We start from the raw sequence: 23,567 nt of genomic DNA on the forward strand, positions 1-23,567 counted from the left end.
AACCAGCCAGCGGACACGAACCAGCCAGCGGACACGAACCAGCCAGCGGACACGAACCAGCCAGCGGACACGAACCAGCCAGCGGACACGAACCAGCCAGCGGACACGAACCAGCCAGCGGACACGAACCAGCCAGCGGACACGAACCAGCCAGCGGAGGACAGGGCAGCGGAGGACAGGGCAGCGGAGGACAGGGCAGCGGAGGACAGGGCAGCGGAGGACAGGGCAGCGGAGGACAGGGCAGCGGAGGACAGGGCAGCGGAGGACAGGGCAGCGGAGGACAGGGCAGCGGAGGACAGGGCAGCGGAGGACAGGGCAGCGGAGGACAGGGCAGCGGAGGACAGGGCAGCGGAGGACAGGGCAGCGGAGGACAGGGCAGCGGAGGACAGGGCAGCGGAGGACAGGGCAGCGGAGGACAGGGCAGCGGAGGACAGGGCAGCGGAGGACAGGGCAGCGGAGGAGAGCTGGGCGCTGGGTGGACGAACCGGCACCAGGACGGGGGTCGGGGGCGGGGGCGCCTAGGCGAACAGGCGGGCGGCCAGTGCCGGGTCCAGGTTGCCGCCGCTCACCACTGCCACTGTGCGGCCGGCGGGGAGTTCGTCGCGGTGGTGGAGCACCGCTGCCGTGGTCACGGCGCCGCTCGGCTCGGCGATCAGGCGGGCCTTGCCGGCCAGGGTCCGGACCGTCTCCAGGATCTCGTCCTCGCTCACCGTGACGATCGCGTCCAAGTATGCGCTGAGGTGGGCCAGCGTCAGCTCTGACAGTGGGGTCCGCAGGCCGTCGGCCACCGTGCTCAGCATCCTAGCCTCGGGCCAGACACGGACCATGCCGGCGGCCAGGCTCTCGGCGGCGTCGGCGGCCACCGCGGGCTCGACGCCGATCACGGCGACGTGCGGGGCCAGGGCCTTCACGGCGGTCGCGACGCCGGAGGACAGGCCGCCGCCGCCGACCGGGACGACCACCACGTCGACGCTGGACAGGTCCTCGAAGATCTCCAGGCCCACGGTGCCCTGGCCGGCGATGATGTCCGGGTGATCGTACGGCGGGATGAGCGTCAAGCCTCGCTCGGCGACGAGCTGCCGCGCGACGATCTCGCGCTGGGCCTGCGGCACCAGGATGACCTCGGCACCGTATCCCCGGGTGGCCTCGATCTTCAGCGGCGTCGACACGTCGGGCATGACCACCGTGACCGGGATGCCGAGCGCGCGGCCCGCGTAGGCGAGGGCCTGGCCGTGGTTGCCGGACGAGTGGGTCACCACGCCGGCGTCGCGGTGCTCCAGGTCGAGCCGGTGCAGGGCGTTGGTCGCGCCGCGGAGCTTGAACGCGCCGATGGGTTGCAGGCTTTCCGGCTTGAGCCACAGTTCGTCGGCCCAGGGGCAGGGCAGCAACGGGGTGCGCACCACGAGGCCGGAGATCCGCGCGGCCGCGGCGCGGATGTCGTCCAGGCGAACGAGGTCTTGCTGGAGGGTGGTCACGCCGCCCATCCTGACATCATCCGCGGATGATCGCCCTCCCCGACAACGGCCGATGAGAGATCCATAACGCTGGACTATCCGCTGCTGTAGTACCTTGCGGCCCCCGGATGGAGGGGGACCGGATCGGTGTTGGGCGCTGTCGCCTTGTCGTAGTTGCCGCCCTCCGGGTGAACGCGGGCCAGCTCCGTTTGATGCTCGAAGAGGATCTTGGTCAGGTCGTGTGCGAGCTGCTCAGGCATGTCCGGCGAGACCACGATGAGGTTGCCGACGACGATCGTGTCGACGTCGGTGGGCGTGTTGTAGGCCGCCTTCGGCAGTTTCGCCACGCCGTAGACGGCGCCGTAACGGTACGTCAGCGCCTGTTGCAGTTCGCCGAGCGGCAGGATCGAGAACTGGCCGGGGGCGTTGGCCAGCAGGTCAGTGATGCCGGGCGTGGGCAGGCCGCCGGCGAAGAACATCGCGTCGGTGGTGCCGGCCAGCATGCCCTTGGTGGTCTCCGGCAGCGAGAGTCGCTGCCGGACGATCTCGGTGTCCGGGTTGATCCCGCCGGCGAAGAGCAGCCGACCGGCGGCGATGTCGATACCCGAGCCCGCGGAGCCGGTGGAGATCCGCTTGCCCCGCAGCCCGGTGAAGTTCGTGATCTTCGAAGTGTTGCGAACGACGAGGTGGATGTAGCTCTTGTAGACCCGGGCGAGCGCCACAACCTTTTGCGGCCGACCCTCGAACGGCCCCTTGCCGGTGTACGCGTCGGCGGCGGTGTCCGCCAGCGTCAGCGCGACGTCCATGTCACCGACGGCGACCCGCTGGAGGTTCTCGCCGGAGGCGCCGGTCGGCTCGGCTCGTGCCTCGTAGCCCGGGACGTACTTGGTGATGAGGTCGGCGTAGCCGCCGCCGAGCGTGTAGAAGACGCCGGTGGTGTTGCCGGTGGCGATGTAGATCCGCCCGCCGTGCCACAGACCCGCGCCAGGACGCTGTGGCACGCTCGCGCAGCCGGCGAGGAGCAACGCTCCCGCCAGTACCGCTGCGAAGATTTTGCTCCTCAAACGCATCACTTGGACATCGCGTCGCGCGGCAGCGGATCCAGGGCGTCGGCGACCCGGTGGACCAGCATCGCGGTCTCGTAGCCGACCTGGCCGAGGTCACAGCCGGGGGCTGCGAGGACACCGAGGAGGGCACGGTCGCCGACCGCCATGACGATCATGACGCCGCCGTCCATGTCGACGATCGTCTGCCGCACGTTTCCCGCCTGCATGAGCCGGGCCGCACCGAAGACCAGGCTGGCGAGGCCGCTGATGACCGCGGAGAGGTGGTCCGCCTGGTCCACCGGCAGGTCGGCCGAGCTGGCGAGCCGCAGCCCGTCGCCGGAAACGGTGATCGCGTGCGCGACGTCCGGCACCTGCCGCGCGAAACTGGTCATGAGCCAGTCGAGCTGTCCGGCGCCGGAGGGTTGCTGTGGTATGGCCATCTACTGATCCTTCTGTCCTGGGGCTGCGCTGCTGGTGCGACGTGTGGCGGCCGAGACGCCCTCGGCGAACGCGGTCAGCCGGGAGCGGATGAGCTCCGGGTCGACCACGCCGCCACGAGACGTCGGCGGCGGCTGTTCGGTGGTACCTGGCGCGAGCTGCGCACCGGGCCGGCGGCGGGGAAGGTTCTCTTCGGTCATCGAGCCGCCTCCGGCGCCGGACGGGTTCCCCGGGCGTGGTGGCCATTCGCCGGGAGGGGCCCAGGTTGGCTGAACTGGCGGCGGCGTCGGGGTGGTGCCGCTGCTGAGGTACGGACGGAACCAGGGCGCGGCCGGTCGGCTCGCTGCTGCCGCCGCCGGGGTGGTGACCGGCTGCGACTGGGATGCGGAACGCGGTCGTCCGAGCGGGGCACCGACGGTCGACGACACATGGACCGGCGCTTGACGCTGCGGCTCCTGCCGGGCGGCGGGCAGCGCGCTCATCAGCTCCAGGACGCTATGCGGCAGGGCCACGTAGGCGACCGTGCCGCTGCCCGTGGCGTGGAGCTGGACGCGAATCCCGTGCCGCGCGGCGAGGTGGGAGACCACGTGCAGGCCCATCGTGCCGGCGGCGGCGCTGCTCAGCGTGCTGGGCATGGACAGCCGGGAGTTGATCTCGGTGAGCCGGGCCGGCATGACGCCGATGCCGCTGTCGTGGACTCGGATCATGGCGCCGTCGACCGTCGCGCGGGCGTCGACACGTACCGGCTGGTTCGGCGGGGAGAACGTCGTGGCGTTCTCCAGCAGCTCGGCGAGCAGATGCACGAGGTCACCGACGACCGGGCCGGTGATCGCCAGTTCGGAGGTCCGCACCTCGACCCGGTGGAAGTCCTCGATCTCGGACGCGGCGGCCGCGACGACGGCGCCGACCCGCACCGCCTGGGTGGCCGGGCGGCCGGGCTCGCCGCCGGCGAGGACCAGCAGGTTCTCCCCGTTGCGGCGCAGACGCGCGGCGAGGTGGTCGAGGGCGAACAGACGGGCCAGCACGTCGGGGTCGGTCTCGTCGCGCTCGAACTCGTCGAGGAGCCGTAGCTGGCGGGTGATGAGCGTCCGGATGCGCCGGGCCAGGACCTCGGCCATGCGCGCCACGTCGACACGCAGCGCGGCCTGCTCGCCCGCGAGGCGCAGCGCCGTGCGGTGCACGGTGGCGAACGCGTCGGCGACCTGGCCGATCTCGTCGTTCGTCGCGGCGATGCCGCGGGTGACGGCCGCCGCGCTCCGGCCGGACTCGGTCGTCGACGGCGCTGCCGAGCCGGTGATCACGGAGTCGATGGCGTCGGGCAGGTCGCGCCGGGCGAGCTGTAGGGCCGCGCCCCGCAGCCGGCGCAGTCGCCGCGCGGTCCGCACCGCGAGCGCGATGGCGATGGCGAGAGCGGCGAGACCGAGGACGGCGGTGCCGATGCCGGTCGCCCAGGCGCGGCGGGAGGCGTTGATCGCGATCTCTTCGGCGCGCAGGTCGAGACGGTCGGAGAGGCCGAGGCGGACCAGGTTGAGGCGACGGATCACGCCGCTCTGCGCCACGAACCACGCGTCGGCGTCGGCCTTGAGGCCGCCGGGGTTCCGCTCCGCGTCGCGGGCGGCGGCACTCATCTTGCCGGCGTTGTCGACGTCGCTGCCGCGCATCTCGTTGTCGAAGGCGCGAGCCTCCGCGGCGGTCGCCGCGCGCCGGAATTCGGCCTGCCGCTGCTCGCGCGCGCCGCGGACCTCGGACATCGTGCCGAGTTCCCCCGGCTCGAGGCTGCCTCGGCTGAAGACGGTGCGCAGGAGGTCGCGCTCCAGGGCCGCGTAGTGCTCGACGGCGGCGACCGCGGCGACCGCGCGTGCGGCGTTGGCGAGCTCGATGTCCTCGATCTGCGCGGGCACGGCGTCGGCGATGGCCAGCAGCGCCTCCGCCAGCCCGCGGTACACCGGGTCGCTCATCAGCGACACCGGTGCGCCGTTCTCGGCCGCCTCGCGGGTGCTGTCGAGCCGGCCGTAGAGCTCGTTGGCCGTGCGGATTCCAGGTCTCAGTGCCGGCACGGCCTCGACCGCCTTGCGACTGTCGGTGAGGTACCGGCGGGCGGCCGCGTCGGTGCGCTCGCGCTGGGCCACCACGAGCGCGGAGCCGGACTTGCCACCGCGCCGGTGCAACGCCGTCGTCTCGGAGACCTCCCGCTCGAGCTCGTGGCCGAAGAGCACCGCACTGGTGGCCGTGAGCGCGACGGTACGGGCACGACCCGCGTCACGGGCGGCGTCGGCCGCGGTGGCTGCCTGGGCGGTGCTCAGGGCGGCGAGGCCGACCATGGCCACGATGATCGGCGCGAGCAACTGGGTGCGAACGGAGCGCAGCCGGCCGGGACGGAGGCCGCCGCCGCGCCGGTGCCCGGCGACGGACGTGTCAGCGCCGCCCGGGCGGCGCGCCTGACCGCTGCCGCCACCGCGCGGAATCGGAACACTGGGCGAGCCACTGCCTGCCAACCCGGAGCCTCCTCACGACAACCACGTCAGTCAATATAGGCGTTGACTAACGGTCAAATCGACGGTGACGGAGCGTGTCGAAAGGTGCTCCCACAGCGCAGCGGCGGAGGCCGAGCCACTACGGATCACGATCAGGCACGCTACTGGAAAGCAGCCCTCGCGACGAGAGCCCCTGCGCTCATCGGCGGCGCGCAGGAGCCGAACGGCGGAGCGGTTGACGACTAAGCGTCACGACGTCGTCGCGTTACGAACCAGACGGCCGCACCGGCGATCACGACCACAACGCCGAGGCCGATCCCGGGCGCCGATCGGCGGCTCGCCCGCTTCGGCGGCGGCGTGCCAGCGGGTGAGGCCGCATGGCTGGTCAGAGGGGTTGTCGATGCGGGCGGCGACGCCGACACGGACACGGTCGGGCGCCCCGACGGCTCCCGGATGGAGGGCAGCGAAGCGAGTGGCGGAATGGAGGACGGCTCATGGAGAGCCGGCGAACGACCACCGGGCTCGACGAGTGGTGGCGGACCGGGCAGGGGAACACCCGGCGGCGGCGTCGGCCCGGGCGCCACCACGCCGGCGGGTGGAGCCGGCTCCCCGGCCGGAAAAGCCGGCACCGCGGCGGCGGAAGGAGCCAAAGCCCCGCCGGCCAACACCAACGACAGCAACAGCAGTGGCTTCACACCGGCCCCAACGGCACCGCCGGCGGCCGGTTGAGCCTTTCGGCGCAATCAACCACCGGCGGAAACGTCAGGGGGCTACCGGCGGCGCTGCCCGGTCCGCACGCGGACCGGGGCCGGCTCCTGTTCACGCAGGTTGAGCACGAACCGGCCCAGCAGCACGGCCGAGACGACCACGCACAGCGCCAGCACCGTTGCGGCCACCGCGGCGGCGCCCGACGTCGCCAACCAGGCCGCGTCCGCCAGCAGCACGAGCAGCCAGAGCGCGGCGGTCGCCTTCAGGTCCGCCCGGGGCCGGCCGACGCCTGCGACGCGTGGCCTCGGTGCACGGTTGCGGTATCGAGTCATGTGGGTTCACCTCCGTGCATTGATGGATACCCAGACTCGCCGAAATGAAGCGCGTCAAGCCGTCTCCACAAAAACCGCCACGGTGCGTGCGGGAACAATGAACGAACCGTGAGCACTGTCGAAGGTGGACTGTCGCACCACCGGGTCGGCGGAGGCCGCCTGGACGGGGTGCGGGGCGCCCCGGTGTAGCCGGTCCGTGCCGGGGCGAGGCCGTCGCCCCACAGATGCAGGCCCCACCCGGTGTAGCTGCCGCCCGTCCGTCCATAGTGGACGGAAATGCCGTGCCCGGCGTCACTGCCTGAGGGTCTCGACGATCTGTTGACTGATCTCGCGGAGCTGCTCGACCTGCTCGGGGGTGAGCGGGTCGAACAGGTGGGTGCGGACGGTTTCGACGTGGCCGGGCGCGGCGGCCTCCAGCGCGGCGAAGCCGTCGTCGGTCAGGTCGGCGAACTGGCCGCGCTTGTCGTCGTCGCAGTCGCGCCGCCGGACCCAGCCGCGGCTCTCCAGCCGCGTGACCGCGTGTGAGAGGCGACTGCGGGACGAGCGGGTCAGGACGGCCAGCTCACTCATGCGCAGCGACCGGCCGGGCGACTCGGAGAGCACGACGAGAATCTCGTAATACGCATGCGGCATACCGGCGTCATGCTGCAACTCCCGGTCGAGCCGGTCGATGAGCAGCGTGGCGGCGGCATAGAAGGCGCGCCAGGCGCGCTGCTCGTCATCGTCGAGCCAGCGGGTCACCCCGTTATTTTTGCACGTACGGAAATCTTACCGATCATGCCCGACTGCTCTACCTTGTGACGCAAGGTACCGTGCCTGGCATGGATGTGTCGTCCGCCGTCCCGGCGCCGAGCGCAGGCTCTGTCCGCTGCTCGCCCGCCTCCGCCGGGCCGGCTGGGTCGAGACCACCTGGCGGGAGTCGCCCGCCGGCCCGCCGCGCCGCTGTTCCGAGCTGCCCCCAGCGGCCGCTCGGCGCTGCGCCACTTCCGGGACACCGTTGACCGAATCGCGGGAACGAGGGCGGCATGAGCACCTACGATGGCCTGGTCAACGACTATCTCCGCGCCGTCGAGCAAGCCTTGGCGGGCGTGCCCGCCAGTCGGCGCGACGAGCTGCTCGCCGACCTGAGCGAGCACATCGCCGCCAAGCGGGCCGAGCTGGCTCCGGACCGCGAGACCGAGGTCGAGGTGCGGTCGATCCTCGAGCTGCTGGGCGACCCGGCCGACGTCGCCGCCGAGGCCATGCTGGACGCCGAGCCGCGGCCTCCGATGGTGATCCAGCCCGGCAAGAAACTCGGCGCGGTAGCGTGGGTGTTGATCACGATCGCGGCGGTGTCGACCCTCTGCGTGGGGACGGTCCTGGTCGGCGTGCTGCTGTTCGTGGCCGGCAGCGACAGCTCGGACTCCGAGACCACCCCGATCGAGTCACCCGCCGCGGTGTCGCGGTCCCCGGTCCCCTCACCCACCTGAGTGGCCAGTTCAGCGGTATCCACAGCGGCCCGCGCCAGCCCCGGTCCCGTGACCCACCTGAGTGGCGCCGATCCGAGCGATTCCGGCAACGGGCCGCTGGTCGTTTCCGCCATGGCGATAACCGAAGCGCAGAGCATCGGTTTCATCACGGAGCTTTCGTGTCGCGGGTGCACGATGTCGTTGACTTCAACGTTCCCGCAGGCGGCCGGCGACGACCGCCCGGCCCTGGCCGCCGACTGCATGCCGGCGGCCGTCGCGGCCGTGCACAAGGCCGCGAAGGTGTGCCCAACAGCCCTTTCAGCCCGAACAAGGCCGACAATTCGGGCGCGGTGGCTCGGAGGCTCCACCGCCGAGGCGTGCCGGCCAGCGCCGTTCCGCCGCCACGCCTCTCGATCTCATGATCATGGGAAAGATGTGGCTGCCCCGATAGCCACATCTTTCCCATGATCACGAGTCGGGCGGACCGGAGCGCGCCGACCCGGGTCCAGCGGCGACCACGAGCGACAGACACCACCCGCACGACCGTGCGTCACCATCCCGTAGCGCAACACCGAGGTTGACAGACGACCGCCCGGCTTGGCGACGCGGCCTTGCGTCGGAGCAGCCAGACGCTTCCAAATGATCATGAGATCGAGCGACATGCGGCGGACTGCGTCGGAACGCGCGCCACCCCGACACCCCGGCGGCGCCCGAGTTGCCGGCTCCATCCGGGTTGGCCAGGGGGCTGATGGGCCGAACTTCGCGGCCTCGCACCTGGGCAGCCGGATGCTTCCAACGATCAAGGAATCCGGGACGGGCCGCGCGCTGCACGGCCGCCATGTCAACGTCATCTAGTGCCCCGATGGGCGGACAGTAGGCCGCCGGGTCCGCGGACACATGCCTTCCCGTGCTGGGTTAGCTCAAGGGGATCAGTCCTTTGCCGGCGAGGCGCTCAAGCGCCAGCGGATTGTGCAACTGCGACCCAGCTCGCGACCCCGCCTCACAACACAGGGAGCCGCCCGTCAGTCGCGGCGCCGCGCAGAAGCGGCCGCGAGGCCCGGCGAGACCTCGCGACCGCAGCTCCTGGAAGACGTCGCCGAGCGGACGGCGCTTGCGCGAGTCCGCTCGGCGACCAACGTCCGCATCGCCCCGTCCTCCCCAATTCGATACGGACGTGCCACCGCCCCCGATCGTGTCCGACCCGCGACCACTCCCCCCGGTCCGACGCCTTGTGGCTGGTGGGTCCAGGTCAGCGTATCTAGACGTCTAGGTTCGCGCAATTGTTGATTTGGGGAATTGTCGATAGCCTTGCGGCGTGCATGGCCGCCTCTTTCCAGTCGCCGAGGACTGGTATGAATGGCGCCAGGACGACCCGCCCCTGGCCAGGACGGTCCGGGTGCGGATCGGAGTGGGTGCCGGCGGGCGGCTGGTGCTGACCGGGCTGCTCATCGACGGCACACCCAGCGCCGATCTGTTGCGCGCGATCCCCGTCGGTCGCATCGAGGCCGCGGCCAACGCGCAGTTGGCGGTCGTCGACACCCCCCTCGGTACGACTCCTGTGCTCAGCACCAGGGCCCGACCTGTCACGGCGCCGGTCGCCGAGGATGTCGGCTGGGAAATGGTGGAGCCGGCGCTCGCCGTGGCGCGGACGGTCCCGAGCACAGCGGTGCGCCTGCGCGGCCGGCCCGACGTGTTCTACCGCGAGGTCGCCGACGTCTATCTCAACTTCGCCCAGGTCTCGCCCCGGCCGGCATGCGACCTCGCCGACCAGCGCGGAGTGCCGGTCAGCACCGCGCACCGGTGGGTCAAGGAGGCCCGCCGGCGCGGGTTCCTCCCGCCGGGCCGGCCCGGCAAGAGCGGTTGACACGGATCACCCGAGCTCCAGCCGGATCGGCGGGGATGCATGGCCCCGGTATGGTGGGGCCGTGTCGATCGACGACGCGTTACGCGCGAAGGTGCACCGGCTGGTGACCGACTATGTCGGCGGCCAGGCGGTGCCGCCCGACCTCAGCACGGCACCGGTGGCGATCCGCAGCGGCACTGCCGTGCTTTACCTGCGGCTCATCGCCAACGCTCCACCACTGGTCCGGATCTTCTCGCCGCTGCTGCGCAAGATCGACCGCTCGCCCGAGCTGCTGGTCGAGCTCAACGAACTGAACGGCCGGCTCAACTTCCTCCGGATCTTCTGGCGCGACCAGTCGGTCATCGCCTCCACCGAGCTGCTGGCCGAGACGCTCGACCCGATCGAGCTGAGCAACGCCTGCGACTGGATCGCCGACGCCGCCGACTACTACGACGAGCGGCTGCACGACCAGTTCGGCGGGGAGCTGGCATTCAGTCCGCCGCCGGCCGTCGAACGGCCCTGAAACTGTCAGTCCCTGGGTCCAAGATGGGCCCATGACGATCTCCCCAGATCTGGAGTACCGCCTGCCGGCGAGTTGACCATCGGCGACGCTATGCGGGAACCGGGATCGGAGGGGCGGTGGAGGCGGTGCGGCGGGTGCGGAACAGCAGCAGCGACAACGCCGCCGCCGAGATCGACAAGCCGCCCGCGACGTACCAGGCCAGGTCGTAGTTGCCCAGCCTGTCGCGGAGCAGGCCCGTCGACGTGGCGGCGATCGCGGCGCCGATCTGGTGCGACGCGAACACCCAGCCGAACACCACTGAGCCCGACATCCCGAAGTATTCCCTGCACAACGACACCGTCGGGGGAACCGTCGCCACCCAGTCCAGGCCGTAGAACAGGATGAACACCATCATGCTCGGCTTCACCGTCGCGGCGAACAGCATCGGCACGACCAGCAGGGACACGCCGCGAAGGGCGTAGTACCAGCCCAAGAGGATTCTGCTGTCCATCCGGTCCGTCAGCCAGCCCGACAGGATCGTGCCCGCGATGTCGAACAGGCCGACCAGGGCCAGCAGTGAGGCCGCCGTGGGCTCGGCCATGCCGTGGTCGTGGGCCGCCGGGATGAAGTGGGTGCCGATCAGGCCGCTCGTCGTGGCGCCGCAGATCGCGAAACCGCCGGCCAGCAGCCAGAACGCCGGAGTCTTCGACGCCGCGCGCAGGGTGCCCACGGCCCGGGAGGCCGCGCCCATCGTCGGTGGCGGGGGCGGCGGCTCGTCGCTCGTTGCGCCGTACGCCGTCACGCCCAGGTCGGGCGGGTGGTCCCGCAGGCGCCACAGCACCAGCGGCACCACCAGCAGCGCCGCGCCGGCCACCGTCAGTGCCGCCGTCCGCCAGCCGTGGTCCTCGACGAGCACCGCCAGCACCGGCAGGAACACCAACTGGCCGGCCGCTCCACCGGCGGTCAGCACGCCGGTGACCAGGCCGCGCCGCCGCACGAACCACCGTCCGGTGACCGTGGCCACGAACGCCAGCGCCATCGACCCGGTGCCGACGCCGACCAGCACGCCCCACAGTGCGATGAGCTCCCAGCTATGCCGCATGAAGACCGTCAGTCCGCTGCCGGCGGACACGAGCAGCAGCGCATACGCCACGACCCGGCGGATGCCGAACCGCTCCATGAGCGCGGCGGCGAACGGGGCGGTCAGGCCGAAGAGCAGCAGGTTGATCGAGACGGCGAGCGAGATCGTGCCGAGCGACCAGCCAAACTCCTCGTGCAACGGGCGGATCATCACGCCGGGCGTCGCGCGGAAGCCCGCCGCGCCGACGAGCGCGACGAAGGTGACGACGGCGACCAGCCAGGCGGGGTGGAGTCGTTTCACGATCCGATCGTCGAGCGTCGCGACGAGAAAGACGAGTGGCCCGAAAGCCATAGTGCGCAACAATCGGGCCATGGCCGAGAAGCACCTCGTGACCGTCATCGCACTGGACGGCGTGGTCCCGTTCGACCTGGGCACTCCGACCCAGATCTTCGGCACCGCGCGTGACGAGCACGGGCACCGCAAGTACGAAACCCTCGTCTGTACACCCGGCAAGCAACCGGTCCGAACCGCCTCGGGTTACCAGGTCCTCCCCGACCACGGACTGGAGATCACGGAGCGGGCGGACACGGTGCTCGTGGCCGGCGTCTCCTCCGGCGACCCGGTCGAGCGGGGCACGGTGGATCCGCGAGTCACCACAGCACTGAACGACGCGCTCGCCCGCGGCGCCCGGGTGATGTCCATCTGCACCGGCGCGTTCGTGCTGGCCGCCGCCGGCCTGCTCGACAACCGGCCGGCGACCACACACTGGTGGTGGGCGGACCGCTTCCGGGAGCTGTTCCCGCACGTCAAGCTCGACCCCGAGGTGCTGTTCATCGACGACGGCCCGGTGCTCACGAGCGCCGGCGTCGGCGCGGGCATCGATCTCTGCCTCCACGTCGTCCGCACCGACTTCGGCAGCGAGATCGCCAACCGGGCGGCGCGCCGCACGGTGGTCCCGCCGTGGCGGGAGGGAGGGCAGGCGCAGTACATCGAGCGACCGCTGCCCCGGCTCACCGACACCACGACCGCGCCGACCCGCGCGTGGGCCCTGGAGCGACTGAGCGAGCCGTTGACGCTCCAGAACCTGGCGACGCACGCCACGATGAGCGTGCGCACGTTCACTCGACGGTTCCGCGAGGAGACCGGGGTGAGCCCGGCGCGCTGGCTGCTGCAACAGCGGGTGGACCACGCCCGGAGGCTCCTGGAGAGCACCGACCTGCCGGTGGAGGTGATCGCCAGGAGGTCCGGACTCGGGACGGCGTCGTCGCTACGCCAGCACTTGCAGACCACGATCGGTGTCGCGCCGAGTGCCTACCGTCGTACGTTCCGGGTTGTGCCGGAGGGCGCGGAGCGGTAGGCAAGATGAGCGATCACCGTCGATCCTCTGGGGAGGCACCGTGCGAAGGCTCCTACCGTTCGTCCTGGTTCCGTTCCTGTTCGTCCCGGCCACGACGGCCGAGGCGGCCCGACCGCCGACACCGAGCGGGCCGACCGCCACCGGCTACGGCGGGGCCGTGACCTCGGTCGATCCGACGGCTACCGCGGTGGGGCTCGAGGTCCTCCGCGAGGGTGGCAACGCCGTCGACGCCGCGGTCGCCGTGGCGGCGACGCTGGGGGTGACCGAGCCGTTCTCCGCCGGGATCGGCGGTGGCGGCTTCTTCGTCTACTACGACGCCAAGACCGGTCGGATCTCTACCCTCGACGGACGTGAGACGGCGCCGCGATCGATGACGGAGACCGCGTTCGTCAACCCGGAGACCGGCCAACCGTATGCGTTCCAGGAGGCCCGCGTCAGCGGCCTCTCCGCCGGCGTGCCCGGCACGCTCGCCACCTGGGACGCCGCGCTCCAGCGCTGGGGCAAGCGGTCCCTGGCGAAGAACCTGCGCCCGGCCGGCGACGTCGCCCGGCGCGGCTTCCCGGTCGACCAGACGTTCGCCCAGCAGGTGAAGGACAACGAGGCCGCGTTCGCGCAGTTCAGCTCGACCTCGGCGCTGTTCCTGCCGGGCGGCGAGGTTCCCGCGGCCGGCAGCACGCTGCGCAACCCCGACCTGGCGGCGACCTACGACCTGATCGCCCGCCGGGGCATCGGCGCCTTCTACGGCGGCGAGGTGGGCCGTGACATCGTCACCACCGTTCAGCGCCCGCCGCTGGCGGCCGACCCGGCGCTGGACTGGCAGTACGAGATCCGCCCCGGCGGCATGACGCTCGCCGACCTGCGCGCCTACGAGGTGCGCCGTCCGGCGCCGACGCACGTGAACTACCGCGGCTACGACGTCTACGGCATGCCGACCCCGTCATCCGGCGGTGCCACGGTCGGCGAGGCGCTCAACATCCTCGAGCGCTCCGACCTGAGCAGGCTCGACAAGACCCAGGCGCTGCACCGATACCTCGAGGCGAGCGCGCTCGCCTTCGCCGACCGCAACCGCTACGTCGGCGACTACACCCCGCGGCCACTCCTCGACGCGCTGCTGACCGACGGCTTCGCGGCCGAGCGGGCCTGCCGGATCGACCCCGCGAAGGCGCTCGCCAAGCCGGTGCTTCCGGGTGTACCGGACGGTCGCTACGACGGCTGCGCCACGACCTCCGGCGGCGCCGCGACGGACTTCGGCAAGTCGACGACCAACCTCACCGTCGCCGACAAGTGGGGCAACGTGGTCGAATACACGCTGACCATCGAGCAGACCGGCGGCAACGGCATCGTGGTGCCCGGCCGCGGTTTCCTGCTCAACAACGAGCTCACCGACTTCAACTTCACGCCGACCCAGGGCACCGCCCACGACCCGAACCTGCCCGGCCCCGGCAAGCGGCCGCGCAGCTCGATGGCGCCGACGATCGTCCTGCAGCACGGCAAGCCGTTCCTGGCGCTCGGCTCGCCGGGCGGGTCGACGATCATCACGACCGTCCTGCAGATTCTGGTCAACCGGCTCGACCTCGGCATGAGTCTGCCGGAGGCGCTGGCCGCGCCGCGGGCGACGCAGCGCAACACGGCGTCGGTCACGGCCGAGCCCGCGTTCAGCAGCTCGGCGGAGGGTGTCGCGCTGGCCGCGCTCGGCCACACGTACACCCCGACGGCCGAGATCGGCGCCGCGACCGCGATCGAGTTCCTCGGCCACGGCAGACTCCTGGCGTGCGCGGAACCCGTCCGCCGCGGCTCGGGTTCGGCGGGCACCGTCCGCTGACGGCCGTCCCGTTGATCATGCAGTTGTGCTGCCGACAAACCCGGACGTCATGGGAGCGTCACGGCACCACAACTGCAAGATCAACGCGAGGAGGAGAGGGAGGCGGCGCGCGCCTGGAGGTAGCGCTGCTCCGGGAGGCTTGTCGTGCGGCGGGCCGCCAGCGCGTACCACTCCCTCGCCTCGTCGCGGCGTCCGGCCATCTCCAGCAGGTGGGCACGCACCGCGGCGAGGCGATGGTGTTTCGCCATCCGGGTGTCGCCGTCCAGTGCGGCGAGGAGCTGCAGCCCGGCCTCGGGGCCCTGCACCATCGCGGTGGCGACGGCCTGGTTGAGGGTGACGATCGGGTTCGGCGCGACCTGGCCGAGGAGCCGGTACAGCGCGAGGATCTGCGGCCAGTCGGTCTCGTCCGCCCGCGATGCCTCGTCGTGGACGGCCGCGATGGCCGCCTGGAGCTGGTACGGGCCGGGCGGCCCCTGCGGCAGCGTCTTCGTGATCAGCTCGACGCCCTCTTCGAGCATCGGGCGGATCCACCGGCTCCGGTCCTGCTCGGCGAGGGGCACCAGCGTGCCGTCGGGCAGCGCCCGTGCCGGGCGGCGGGCCTCGGTGAGCAGCATGAGCGCGAGCAGGCCGGCGACCTCCCCGTCGTCGGGAAGCAGCCGGTGGACCTCGCGGGTCAGCCGGATCGCCTCCGCGGTGAGGTCGCCGCGGTGGAGGGCGGTGCCGGAACTCGTCGTGTAGCCCTCGTTGAAGATGAGGTACAGCACCTGGAGCACGACCTGGAGACGGGCCGGGCGCTCCGCGTCGGGCGGCATCACGAACTGCGCGCCGGCCGCCTTGATCTTCTGTTTGGCGCGGCTGATCCGCTGCGCCATCGTGGCCTCGGGCACGAGGAACGCACTCGCGATCTCGGCCGTGGTGAGGCCGCCGACGGCGCGCAGCGTCAGCGCCAACTGGGAGGCCGGCGACAGGGCGGGGTGGCAGCACAGGAAGAGCAGTGTCAGCGCGTCGTCGCGGTCGGGCACCTCCTCCTCGGTCGGGGCCATCATGGCGACGGTCACCTCGCGGCGGCGCCGGGCGTCCTCGCTGCGCCACTGGTCGGTGAGCCGCCGCACGGCGACGGTGATCAGCCAGCCGCGCGGATTCGTCGGGACGCCCTCCTCGGGCCACTGCAGGGCGGCGGCGAGCAACGCCTCCTGGACGGCGTCCTCACAAGCGTCGAACTGCCCGTGCCGCCGGATGAGCGTCCCCAGCACCTGCGGGGCCAGGGTGCGCAGTTCGTCCTCGACGACGGTCACACCCCCTTGTCTACACGACGACGGGGCGCGCCTTGTCCGTCGCCAGCTTCACGGCGATGAGGCCGAGGAGCGAACCGGTGACGTACCGCTGGATCCGCAACCAGCCCGGGCGCTTGGCGAGGAAGACGGCGATCGTCCCGGCGGCGAGCACGATGCCCGTGTTGACGAGCATGCTCACGGCGATCTGCACGCCGCCGAGGACGAATCCCTGCACCACGAGGTGCCCGGTGCGCACGTCGACGAACTGCGGGATCAGCGACGCGTACATGATCGCCGCCTTCGGGTTGAGCAGGTTCGTCATCAGGCCCATCGTGAAGAGCTTGCGCGTGGAGTCGGGCGGCAGGTCCACGGGCGCGAACACCGACGTGCCGCCCGGGCGCACCGCCTGCCAGGCCAGCCAGGCGAGGTATGCGGCGCCGGCCAGCTTGACCGCGAGGTACAGGCCGGGGACGGTCGCGAACACCACGGAGAGACCGAGTGTGGCCAGCGTCAGGTAGACCAGGAAGCCGACGGCGACGCCACCGAGGGACACCAACCCGGCGCGGCGGCCCTGCGTGATGCTGCGCGAAACGAGGTACATCATGTTGGGCCCGGGCGTGAGCACCATCCCGAGCGCGACGAACGCGACACCGACAACCGCACCGATCGTGACCATGACACCGACGCTGCCCGCCCGCGGACCGGACGTCGACAGCCAATCGGCGGTTACAGGCCCTTGACCCAGCGTCGCCGGTCCGGTGCTTGCGTCGATCAGTTCGGCATCCCATGGATGGTGAACATCGTCCAGCCGCAGAGCTGAGGCGATCAGCCGCATACAGGTGCCATAGGGTCGGGGCATGCACCCTGAGGAGTTGATCGCGCTCGACCGTGAGCTCGTCTGGCACCCGTATGCGCCGATGCCGGCCACCCAGCGACCGCTCGTGATCGAGTCCGCACAGGGCGTGCGGTTGCGACCGGCCGAGCCGGTGGCGGGCCACGAGGAGCTCGTCGACGGCATGTCCTCGTGGTGGGCGGCGATCCACGGGTACCGCCACCCGGTCCTCGACGCGGCCGTGCGGGAGCAGTTGGAGCGCATGAGCCACGTGATGTTCGGCGGACTCACGCACGAGCCGGCGGTGCGGCTCGCACAGACCCTCGTCGACATCACGCCCGACCCGCTGCGGCACGTCTTCTTCTCCGACTCCGGGTCGGTGGCCGTCGAGGTGGCCGTCAAGATGTGCCTGCAGTACTGGCGGTCGCTCGGCCGTCCGGAGAAGCATCGACTGTTCACGTGGCGCGGCGGCTACCACGGCGACACCTTCCACCCCATGTCGGTGACCGATCCAGACGGCGGGATGCACAGCCTCTGGCGGGGCATCCTGCCCGCGCAGATCTTCGCCCCGATGCCACCGGTGGAGTTCAACCCGGCGTACGTCGCCTCGCTCGACGCGCTGCTCGGCTCGCACGCCGACTCGGTGGCGGCGATCATCGTCGAGCCGGTCGTACAGGGCGCGGGCGGCATGCGGTTCCACAGCCCCGAGTACCTCCGCGCGCTGCGCTCGCTGGCCGACGCCCACGACGTGCTCCTGGTGTTCGACGAGATCGCGACCGGGTTCGGCCGCACGGGCGCGCTGTTCGCGGCCGACCACGCCGCCGTGACACCCGACGTGATGTGCGTCGGCAAGGCGCTGACGGGTGGCTATCTTTCGATGGGCGCGACGCTGTGCGTGCCGCGGGTTGCCGAGGGCATCAGCCGCGGCGAGACCCCGGTGCTGGCGCACGGCCCCACCTTCATGGCCAACCCGCTCGCGTCGGCCGTGGCCGACGCCTCGACAGCGCTGCTGCTCTCCGGGGACTGGGCGACAACGGTGAAGCGGATCTCGGCGGGATTGGCGCAGGGCCTGGCCCCGGCGTGGGACGTGCCGGGCGTCGTGGACGTGCGCGTGCTGGGCGCCATCGGCGTGGTCCAGCTAGATCACGAGGTCGACATGGCGGCGGCGACGAGAGCGGCGGTGGAGCACGGCGTTTGGCTCCGCCCGTTCCGCGACCTCGTCTACACGATGCCCCCCTACGTCACCGACGACGCCGACGTCGCGCGCATCGCCGCCGCGGTGGTGGCGGCGTCGGCTCGGGGCTAGCGCCAATGCCGGGTAGTTAAGCCCAGCGGTGGCTGGTCAAGTGGTGTGTTGGTGTGGATGTGGGCAGCGGGACTCCGGTAGAGAGGTACGTCCGCCAAGACATGCCTTGCTGCCGGGAGTCCCGCTGTTGGTTCAGTCTGTCATTACGCGTGTGGTGCGGGTCGCGGCAGGTCCGTTCGCGCCGGGTCATCTGGGTGAGTTGACCCAGCAGGTGCCGTTCGAGATGGTCGATGCCGTACTTGCTCAGACCCGCTGCATGCAGCGGCGGGTGCGGGATCTGCCGTCGCGGGTGGTGGTGTATCTGCTGCTGGCGGGTTGTTTGTTCGCCGAGTTGGGGTATCGGCAGGTGTGGCAGCGTCTGGTCGCCGGTCTGGACGGGCTGCCGGTCGCGTACCCGAGCGAGGCCGCGTTGACCAAGGCCCGCCAGCGGGTCGGCCCGCAACCGTTGCGGGCGTTGTTCGACCTGCTGCGCGGCCCGGCGGCGGCGATGGCGGGGCCGGTGCGCTGGCGGGGGCTGCTGGTCTGCGCGATCGACGGGACCATGTTGTTCGCGGCGGACAGCGCGGCGAACCTGACCCGGTTCAGCAAGCAGCGCGGCGGGCGCACCGGCGGGTCGGGTTATCCGATGCTGCGGCTGGTGACGGTGATGGCGTGTGGCACCCGGTCGGTGATGGACGCGGTGTTCGGGGCGATCACCTGCGGCGAGACCACCTATGCCAGGGATCTGTTGGCCCGGCTGCCCGCCGGGGTGCTGCTGCTGGCCGACCGTAACTTCGCCGCCGGGCATCTGCTCAAGATCGTGACCGGCCGGCAGGCGCATCTGCTGGTGCGGGCCAAGACCGGCCGCGGCGGCCCGAAACTGTCGATGCTGCACCGTTTCCGGGACGGCTCCTACCGATCGGTGTTCGGCGGCCAGCCGGTACGGGTCATCGACGCCGAGATCAGCATCGCGACCAAGGCCGGCACGGTCACCGGTGTCTACCGGCTGATCACCACCCTGCTGGACCCGCAGGCCCATCCGGCCACCGCGATGCTGCGGCTCTACCACGAACGGTGGGAGATCGAGACCGCCTACCTGGAGATCAAGTCCAGCATCCTCGGCGGCCGGGTCCTGCGGGCCCGGACCCCGGCCGGCGTCGACCAGGAGATCCACGCCTTGCTGGTCACCTACCAGATCCTGCGCACCGCCATGACCGACGCCACCAACAGCGACACCGCAGTGGACCCTGACCGGGCCAGCTTCACCATCGCCCTGCACGCTGCCCGTGACCAGATCGTGCACGCCGCCGGGGTGATCGCCGACACCGTCATCGACCTGGTCGGCAACATCGGCCGCCTCGTCCTGAACGATCTCCTGCCCGAGCGACGGCTCCGCGTCAACGCCCGCACCGTCAAACGAGCAATCTCCAAATACAACGCCCGCGGCCCGAACATCGACCGACGCACCTACCAAGCCACCATCAGCCTCACGATCCTCGCCGAACCCCCTTGACGACCAGCCCCGACCCTTAACTACCCGGCATTGGGGCTAGCGCCGAGCCCACGGGCTGCCACGCGAGCAGGTCGCACCCCACCCACACCTTGTCGATCTTGCAGTTGTGGTGCCTCACAAACCGGGCATTCAGGGAGTGTCCAGGCACCACAACTGCAAGATCGACACGCAAGAAGCGGCGGCCCCGGGCAAACCGCGACTACGCGACGGACAGGTTCACCGCGGCGCTGACCGGGAGCGCCACCATCACCAGGAGGAACGCGAGCAGTGCCGCCGCGCCCTTCTGCTGCTGGGCGTGGATCGTCCTCAGCGTGCACTCGCCGGTGAGGATGAACCAGTCGATCACGTACCGCGCGACGTAGAGGCCGACATAGGCGACGCCGAGCGCCACGCTGAAGCCGGTCAGGCTGTCGCCCCAGTTCGTGAAGTCGCCGGCGATCGCGCCGTAGAGGATCAGGCCGACCGACGTGAGCACCGCGGCGCTCTCCAGCCCCTCCGTCACCCCGCCGGCCACGACCGCCTTGCGCAGGTCGCTGCCGCGTATCACCAGGCTGTGCAGCGCGAACGCGATGACCAGGCCGGCGACCCCGGCGATCGTGAAGACGAGCGTGGCGAGCAGCGCGGTGCCCAGGTCCGGCGCCGCGCCGACGAACGTCGCCCGCACGACCAGGCCGAGGCCGAGGTAGAAGCCGAGACGGACCAGCCCGACGGAGAGCGGCACCGTGTCGAGTTGACCGAGCGGGGTGTGACGGGTCCGCAGGATCATCCAGTCGGTGATCATGAAGCCCAGGGCGGCCAGGATCGTGGCCCAGACGAGACCACCGCCGACCCAGGCGAGCGAGCTCCACCGGTCGATGTCCTGGCCCACCAGACTGGACACGCCGATCACCTGGACGAACACGAAACCGACTCGTTGGGCCAGATAGCCCCAGTTGTTCGCGATCCACAGCTCCTCGTGGTCGTCGAACGCGGTGAGGGCGTTGAGCAACCACCAGCCGCCACCGACGCCCACCACGACGATGAGCACCTGGAGCACCGCGATCAGAGGCGCCGCATCTTCCATGCTGTCAGTTCTCCTCGGCCGGCGGGGGTCAGCCGGTGTGGTCGATGGTGTGGGGGACGAAGTGACTCAAATTGTCGGTGACGAGGCCGGCACTCTCGCGGATACCGAGGCCGGCGGGTTCGCCGTCGACCAACCACAGGCCGAGCACCGGATGCCACGGCACGCCCTGCTCGTCGGGGAAGCCGGGCAGGGGCGCATACGCCTGGCAGACGAACGGGCCGTCGCCGTACGGCCCCGGCGTGCTGAGCACCGGCACACCGTCGACGACGATCGACACGTTGGCGCCTTCCCGCCCGAGCAGCGGTTTGCGCACGTAGGAGGTGAGCCAGGCGGGCCGTTCCTCCTCGAAGTAGGCCGGCAGCAGCAGATCACGGCGGGCGGGGTCGTCGCCGTAGAGCTTCCAGAGCACCGGCAGCAGGCCCTTGTTGCTCCAGAGCATCTTGTACGGCGGCTCGATCCAGACGGTGCCGTCGCGCAGCGGGTCGCCCATGTCGCGGAAGCACTGGCGGGCGAACCGCTCGTCGGTCATCCACTCCCACGGGTAGAGCTTGAAGATCACGTGGATGCGTTCGCCGTCGGCGTCGTAGAAGTGGTCACCGGCGGCGATGTCACCCGCACCGATCTGGCTCATCCACAGGAACTTCACCCGGCAGCCGGTCGGCCCCAGTGCCTGACGGGCGGTCTCCATCAGGTATTCGGTGTTGAAGACGTCTTCACCGCTGTCGTCGGCGTCGTCGCAGGCGAAGTGGATGGTCAGCGGGTCGGGCAGGGCGGGGCGCGCCTGCCGGAGCCGGCCGATGTTGCGCTGCCAGGCGGCGATGAGCCGTTCGTGCAACGCGTTCCACTGGTCCTTGCCCTGGGCGGTCTGCTGGTGCCAGTACCACTGGATCACCGCCGACTCGGGCAACGCGGTGGGGGTGTCGGCGTTGAACTCCAGCAGCCGTGGCCGGGTGCCGTCGGTGCCGGCATAGCGCAGGTCGAAGCGGCCGTAGACGCTGGGCGAGAAGTCGCCGCGGGAGCGGCCGCCCGGCTCGGTCTCGTCGTCGTACCAGGTGCGGGCGATCTGGTCCCAGGCGAACTCCGGGATGCCGAGCCGGCCGAGCAGCCGCTCGTCGAGCATGTGGTCGCCGGCCGCGACGCACATCTCGAACAGCGTCTCGGCATCGGCGTGCAGCGAGTCCACCTCGGCCGAGGTGAGGTCGTAGAACGGCCCCTCGCGCCAGTACGACACCGCGCCGCCGGTCGGCAGCGCGGTGTCGTTGTAGACCAGGCCCTGGCCGGCGATGATCTCGCGCCAGCCCGGCCGGACGACTCCCGTGGGGATCCGGCGCACCTCAGCCGCCGGAACTGCCGGAGCTGGAGCTGCCGAAGCCGCCCTTGATCACATGGCCGTTGCTCACCTTGCCGGTGCCGGGCAGTCCGTTGCGCTCCCGGGCCGCCTTGTCGTTGTAAGCGATCCGCGTGCCGCCGATGAGCTTCTGCCCCGGCTTGAGCCTGCGGTTGTAGTTGCCGGCCCAGAGGTAGTAGCGGTCGTCCCGCCCGTCACACCGGTCGTCGTCGACGATCACCCCGTCCCGGTCGGCACAGTAGACCTGCCGGTCGGGTTGCCTGGCGCACGCCGTCATCAGGCCGGCACTCGTCGCCAGACTCGCCAGCGCCAGGTAGCTGCGCCCCAGCGGTACGGCGGTGGATCGCCTCATCGTGTGCTCCCTCGGTCAAGCCGAGTAGCACAGTAGTTGACCTCCGCAAATACGCAGTCGGGTAAACGGTCAGTGGCTCGGGTCCAGTGCGACCTTCAGCCAGCCGGGCCGGCGCTGGTCGAACTCCTTGTAGGCCCGCATGACCTCCCGCATCGGCTCGTGCTGCGTGAGGATGCGGTCCGGATCGACCGTCCCCGACTCGACCATGGCCATGAGCTTGCGGATGTACCGCGGGTGGTTGCCGTTGCCCATGTTGATCGTGAGGTTGCGATTCATGGCCGTGCCGATCGGGAAGAACCGGTCGGTCGGCGGATACACCCCGATGATCCCCAGCGTGCCGGCCTTGGCCAGGCATTCGACGGCCCAGGCGTGGGCCTGCGTGGGCGCGTCGCCGGGCTTCCACTGCCCGTTGTGCTCGTTCGTCCGCGGCGCGATCTGCCGCAACTCTTCACCGTGCTGGTCCGCCTGCTCACGCGCCCGACCGGCGGCCGGGCCGGACTTCGGGCTCTCCGCGTCGACACCCACGGCGTCGATCACCCGGTCGGGGCCGATGCCGCGGGTCAACTCCAGCATCGCCGCCACCGGGTCGACCTCGTTGAAGTTGATCACCTCGGCGCCCAGCATCTGCGCGCGCTCCAGCCGGTCGCCGTGCCCGTCGACCGCGATCACCCGGGCCGCGCCGCGCTGGAACGCCGAAAGGATGGCGAACTGGCCGACCGGGCCGCAGCCGAAGACCCCGACCACGTCACCGTCGGAGACCTCGGCGATGACGGCGCCGAAGTAGCCGGTCGGATAGATGTCCGACAGCGGGATCGCCTGCGCGTCGGAGACTGACTCGGGCAGACGGAACATGTTCGTGTGGGCGCACGGGACGCGGGCGTATTCGGCCTGCAGCCCGTTGATCGCGCCGTTCGCGACGGGTGCGCCATAGGTGGCGGTGCCGGAGCGCGGTCCGTTGGGGTTGACGGTGTCGCACTGGGCGAAGTATCCCGCTCGGCAGTACGAGCAGGAGCCGCAGCCGAGCACCGCCGACAGCAGGACCCGGTCGCCGGGGCGGAAGTTGCGGATGCCCTCGCCGACGTCCTCGACCACGCCGACCCCCTCGTGGCCGAGGACGGTCCCCGGCTTCATCCCCGGCACGGTCCCTCGGATGAAGTGCAGGTCGGTGCCGCAGATCGCCGAGGTGGTGATCCGGACGACGGCGTCGGTCGCCTGCTCGATCTTGGGCTCCGGAACGTCGTCGAGACGGATGTCCCCGACGCCGTGGAACACGACAGCTTTCATCGATCTCCCCCTTCAGTACCGTCAAAGGCGTGCGGCACCGCTGCCCGCGATCCGCCGCCTCTACCGCACCCACGAGGGCACTGATCGGGTCGGTCGTCGACGCAAGGTCGC

Annotated in this window: 21 protein-coding genes and 1 pseudogene; 7 read left to right on the forward strand and 15 right to left on the reverse strand. The window is 70.9% G+C overall.

Annotation, left to right across the window (positions count from 1 at the left end; genetic code table 11):
• Positions 1–518: 518 nt before the first annotated feature.
• The 8 genes and pseudogenes from Drose_RS37215 to Drose_RS37240 form a co-directional block, all read right to left on the reverse strand.
• The gene (locus tag Drose_RS37215; RefSeq protein ID WP_260725875.1) at positions 519–1,475 is read right to left on the reverse strand and encodes a threonine ammonia-lyase; all 957 of its coding nucleotides are present in this window, start codon (positions 1,473–1,475) and stop codon (positions 519–521) included.
• Positions 1,476–1,549: 74 nt separating this feature from the next.
• Complete coding sequence (locus Drose_RS37220) at positions 1,550–2,455, reverse strand: TAXI family TRAP transporter solute-binding subunit (protein ID WP_260725876.1); 906 nt, start codon at positions 2,453–2,455, stop codon at positions 1,550–1,552.
• Positions 2,456–2,523: 68 nt separating this feature from the next.
• Positions 2,524–2,940, reverse strand: a complete 417-nt coding sequence (locus tag Drose_RS37225; protein ID WP_260725877.1) for a roadblock/LC7 domain-containing protein — start codon at positions 2,938–2,940, stop codon at positions 2,524–2,526.
• Positions 2,941–5,433 carry a sensor histidine kinase gene (locus Drose_RS37230; RefSeq protein ID WP_260725878.1) on the reverse strand — a complete coding sequence of 831 codons (2,493 nt, stop codon included), beginning with the start codon at positions 5,431–5,433 and terminating at the stop codon, positions 2,941–2,943.
• A gap of 749 nt (positions 5,434–6,182) precedes the next feature.
• A complete protein-coding gene (locus Drose_RS37235) occupies positions 6,183–6,452 on the reverse strand; it encodes a hypothetical protein (protein ID WP_260725879.1) in 270 nt (89 codons plus the stop codon).
• 54 nt (positions 6,453–6,506) lie between these two features.
• Complete coding sequence (locus Drose_RS39290; protein ID WP_390891279.1) at positions 6,507–6,689, reverse strand: alpha-1,6-glucosidase domain-containing protein; 183 nt, start codon at positions 6,687–6,689, stop codon at positions 6,507–6,509.
• Positions 6,686–6,730, reverse strand: a pseudogene (locus Drose_RS39295) (hypothetical protein); the annotation flags it as partial. The gene Drose_RS39290 and the pseudogene Drose_RS39295, both read right to left, overlap by 4 nt.
• 13 nt (positions 6,731–6,743) lie before the next feature.
• Positions 6,744–7,193 (reverse strand): MarR family winged helix-turn-helix transcriptional regulator, encoded by a 450-nt coding sequence (locus Drose_RS37240; protein WP_260725880.1) that lies wholly within the window; start codon positions 7,191–7,193, stop codon positions 6,744–6,746.
• Between the two features lie 284 nt (positions 7,194–7,477).
• On the opposite strand from Drose_RS37240, the gene Drose_RS37245 reads away from it, so the two are divergent.
• The 3 genes from Drose_RS37245 to Drose_RS37255 all read left to right on the forward strand — a co-directional run bounded on the left by Drose_RS37245 (position 7,478) and on the right by Drose_RS37255 (position 10,266).
• Positions 7,478–7,921: an HAAS signaling domain-containing protein gene (locus tag Drose_RS37245; RefSeq protein WP_260725881.1), complete on the forward strand. Its 444-nt coding sequence runs from the start codon at positions 7,478–7,480 to the stop codon at positions 7,919–7,921.
• A gap of 1,294 nt (positions 7,922–9,215) precedes the next feature.
• Positions 9,216–9,764 carry a hypothetical protein gene (locus Drose_RS37250; RefSeq protein WP_260725882.1) on the forward strand — a complete coding sequence of 183 codons (549 nt, stop codon included), beginning with the start codon at positions 9,216–9,218 and terminating at the stop codon, positions 9,762–9,764.
• A gap of 61 nt (positions 9,765–9,825) precedes the next feature.
• Entirely contained in the window at positions 9,826–10,266 is a 441-nt protein-coding gene (locus Drose_RS37255; RefSeq protein WP_260725883.1) for a YbjN domain-containing protein, read from the forward strand.
• A gap of 88 nt (positions 10,267–10,354) precedes the next feature.
• Here Drose_RS37255 and Drose_RS37260 read toward each other — a convergent pair whose 3' ends face one another.
• On the reverse strand, positions 10,355–11,677 hold the full coding sequence (locus Drose_RS37260; RefSeq protein ID WP_260725884.1) for an MFS transporter: 1,323 nt from the start codon (positions 11,675–11,677) through the stop codon (positions 10,355–10,357).
• 19 nt (positions 11,678–11,696) lie between these two features.
• On the opposite strand from Drose_RS37260, the gene Drose_RS37265 reads away from it, so the two are divergent.
• Together Drose_RS37265 and ggt are read left to right on the forward strand one after the other, a co-directional pair.
• A complete protein-coding gene (locus tag Drose_RS37265; RefSeq protein ID WP_260725885.1) occupies positions 11,697–12,683 on the forward strand; it encodes a GlxA family transcriptional regulator in 987 nt (328 codons plus the stop codon).
• A gap of 40 nt (positions 12,684–12,723) precedes the next feature.
• Positions 12,724–14,505, forward strand: a complete 1,782-nt coding sequence (ggt, locus tag Drose_RS37270) for a gamma-glutamyltransferase (RefSeq protein WP_390891280.1) — start codon at positions 12,724–12,726, stop codon at positions 14,503–14,505.
• Between the two features lie 80 nt (positions 14,506–14,585).
• Here the strand turns inward: ggt and Drose_RS37275 are convergent, their stop codons facing one another.
• Together Drose_RS37275 and Drose_RS37280 are read right to left on the reverse strand one after the other, a co-directional pair.
• On the reverse strand, positions 14,586–15,800 hold the full coding sequence (locus Drose_RS37275; RefSeq protein ID WP_260725886.1) for an RNA polymerase sigma factor: 1,215 nt from the start codon (positions 15,798–15,800) through the stop codon (positions 14,586–14,588).
• Between the two features lie 10 nt (positions 15,801–15,810).
• The gene (locus tag Drose_RS37280) at positions 15,811–16,455 is read right to left on the reverse strand and encodes a LysE family translocator (protein ID WP_260725887.1); all 645 of its coding nucleotides are present in this window, start codon (positions 16,453–16,455) and stop codon (positions 15,811–15,813) included.
• A gap of 181 nt (positions 16,456–16,636) precedes the next feature.
• On the opposite strand from Drose_RS37280, the gene Drose_RS37285 reads away from it, so the two are divergent.
• Both Drose_RS37285 and Drose_RS37290 read left to right on the forward strand, forming a co-directional pair.
• Positions 16,637–17,917 carry an adenosylmethionine--8-amino-7-oxononanoate transaminase gene (locus tag Drose_RS37285; protein ID WP_260725888.1) on the forward strand — a complete coding sequence of 427 codons (1,281 nt, stop codon included), beginning with the start codon at positions 16,637–16,639 and terminating at the stop codon, positions 17,915–17,917.
• 199 nt (positions 17,918–18,116) lie between these two features.
• Entirely contained in the window at positions 18,117–19,409 is a 1,293-nt protein-coding gene (locus Drose_RS37290; protein WP_260725720.1) for an IS4 family transposase, read from the forward strand.
• Between the two features lie 199 nt (positions 19,410–19,608).
• On the opposite strand, the gene Drose_RS37295 is transcribed toward Drose_RS37290, so the two are convergent.
• From Drose_RS37295 to Drose_RS37310, 4 genes are all read right to left on the reverse strand, one after another.
• Complete coding sequence (locus tag Drose_RS37295) at positions 19,609–20,472, reverse strand: DUF350 domain-containing protein (RefSeq protein WP_260725889.1); 864 nt, start codon at positions 20,470–20,472, stop codon at positions 19,609–19,611.
• Positions 20,473–20,500: 28 nt separating this feature from the next.
• Positions 20,501–21,805, reverse strand: coding sequence for a glutathionylspermidine synthase family protein (locus Drose_RS37300; RefSeq protein WP_260725890.1), 1,305 nt, complete (start codon positions 21,803–21,805; stop codon positions 20,501–20,503).
• A 1-nt stretch (position 21,806) separates the two neighbouring features.
• A complete protein-coding gene (locus Drose_RS37305) occupies positions 21,807–22,172 on the reverse strand; it encodes a hypothetical protein (RefSeq protein ID WP_260725891.1) in 366 nt (121 codons plus the stop codon).
• Positions 22,173–22,241: 69 nt separating this feature from the next.
• The gene (locus tag Drose_RS37310) at positions 22,242–23,456 is read right to left on the reverse strand and encodes a zinc-dependent alcohol dehydrogenase (protein WP_260725892.1); all 1,215 of its coding nucleotides are present in this window, start codon (positions 23,454–23,456) and stop codon (positions 22,242–22,244) included.
• Positions 23,457–23,567 lie beyond the last annotated feature (111 nt).

The organism is Dactylosporangium roseum (genome assembly GCF_025264685.1).
Lineage (GTDB): Bacteria > Actinomycetota > Actinomycetes > Mycobacteriales > Micromonosporaceae > Dactylosporangium > Dactylosporangium roseum.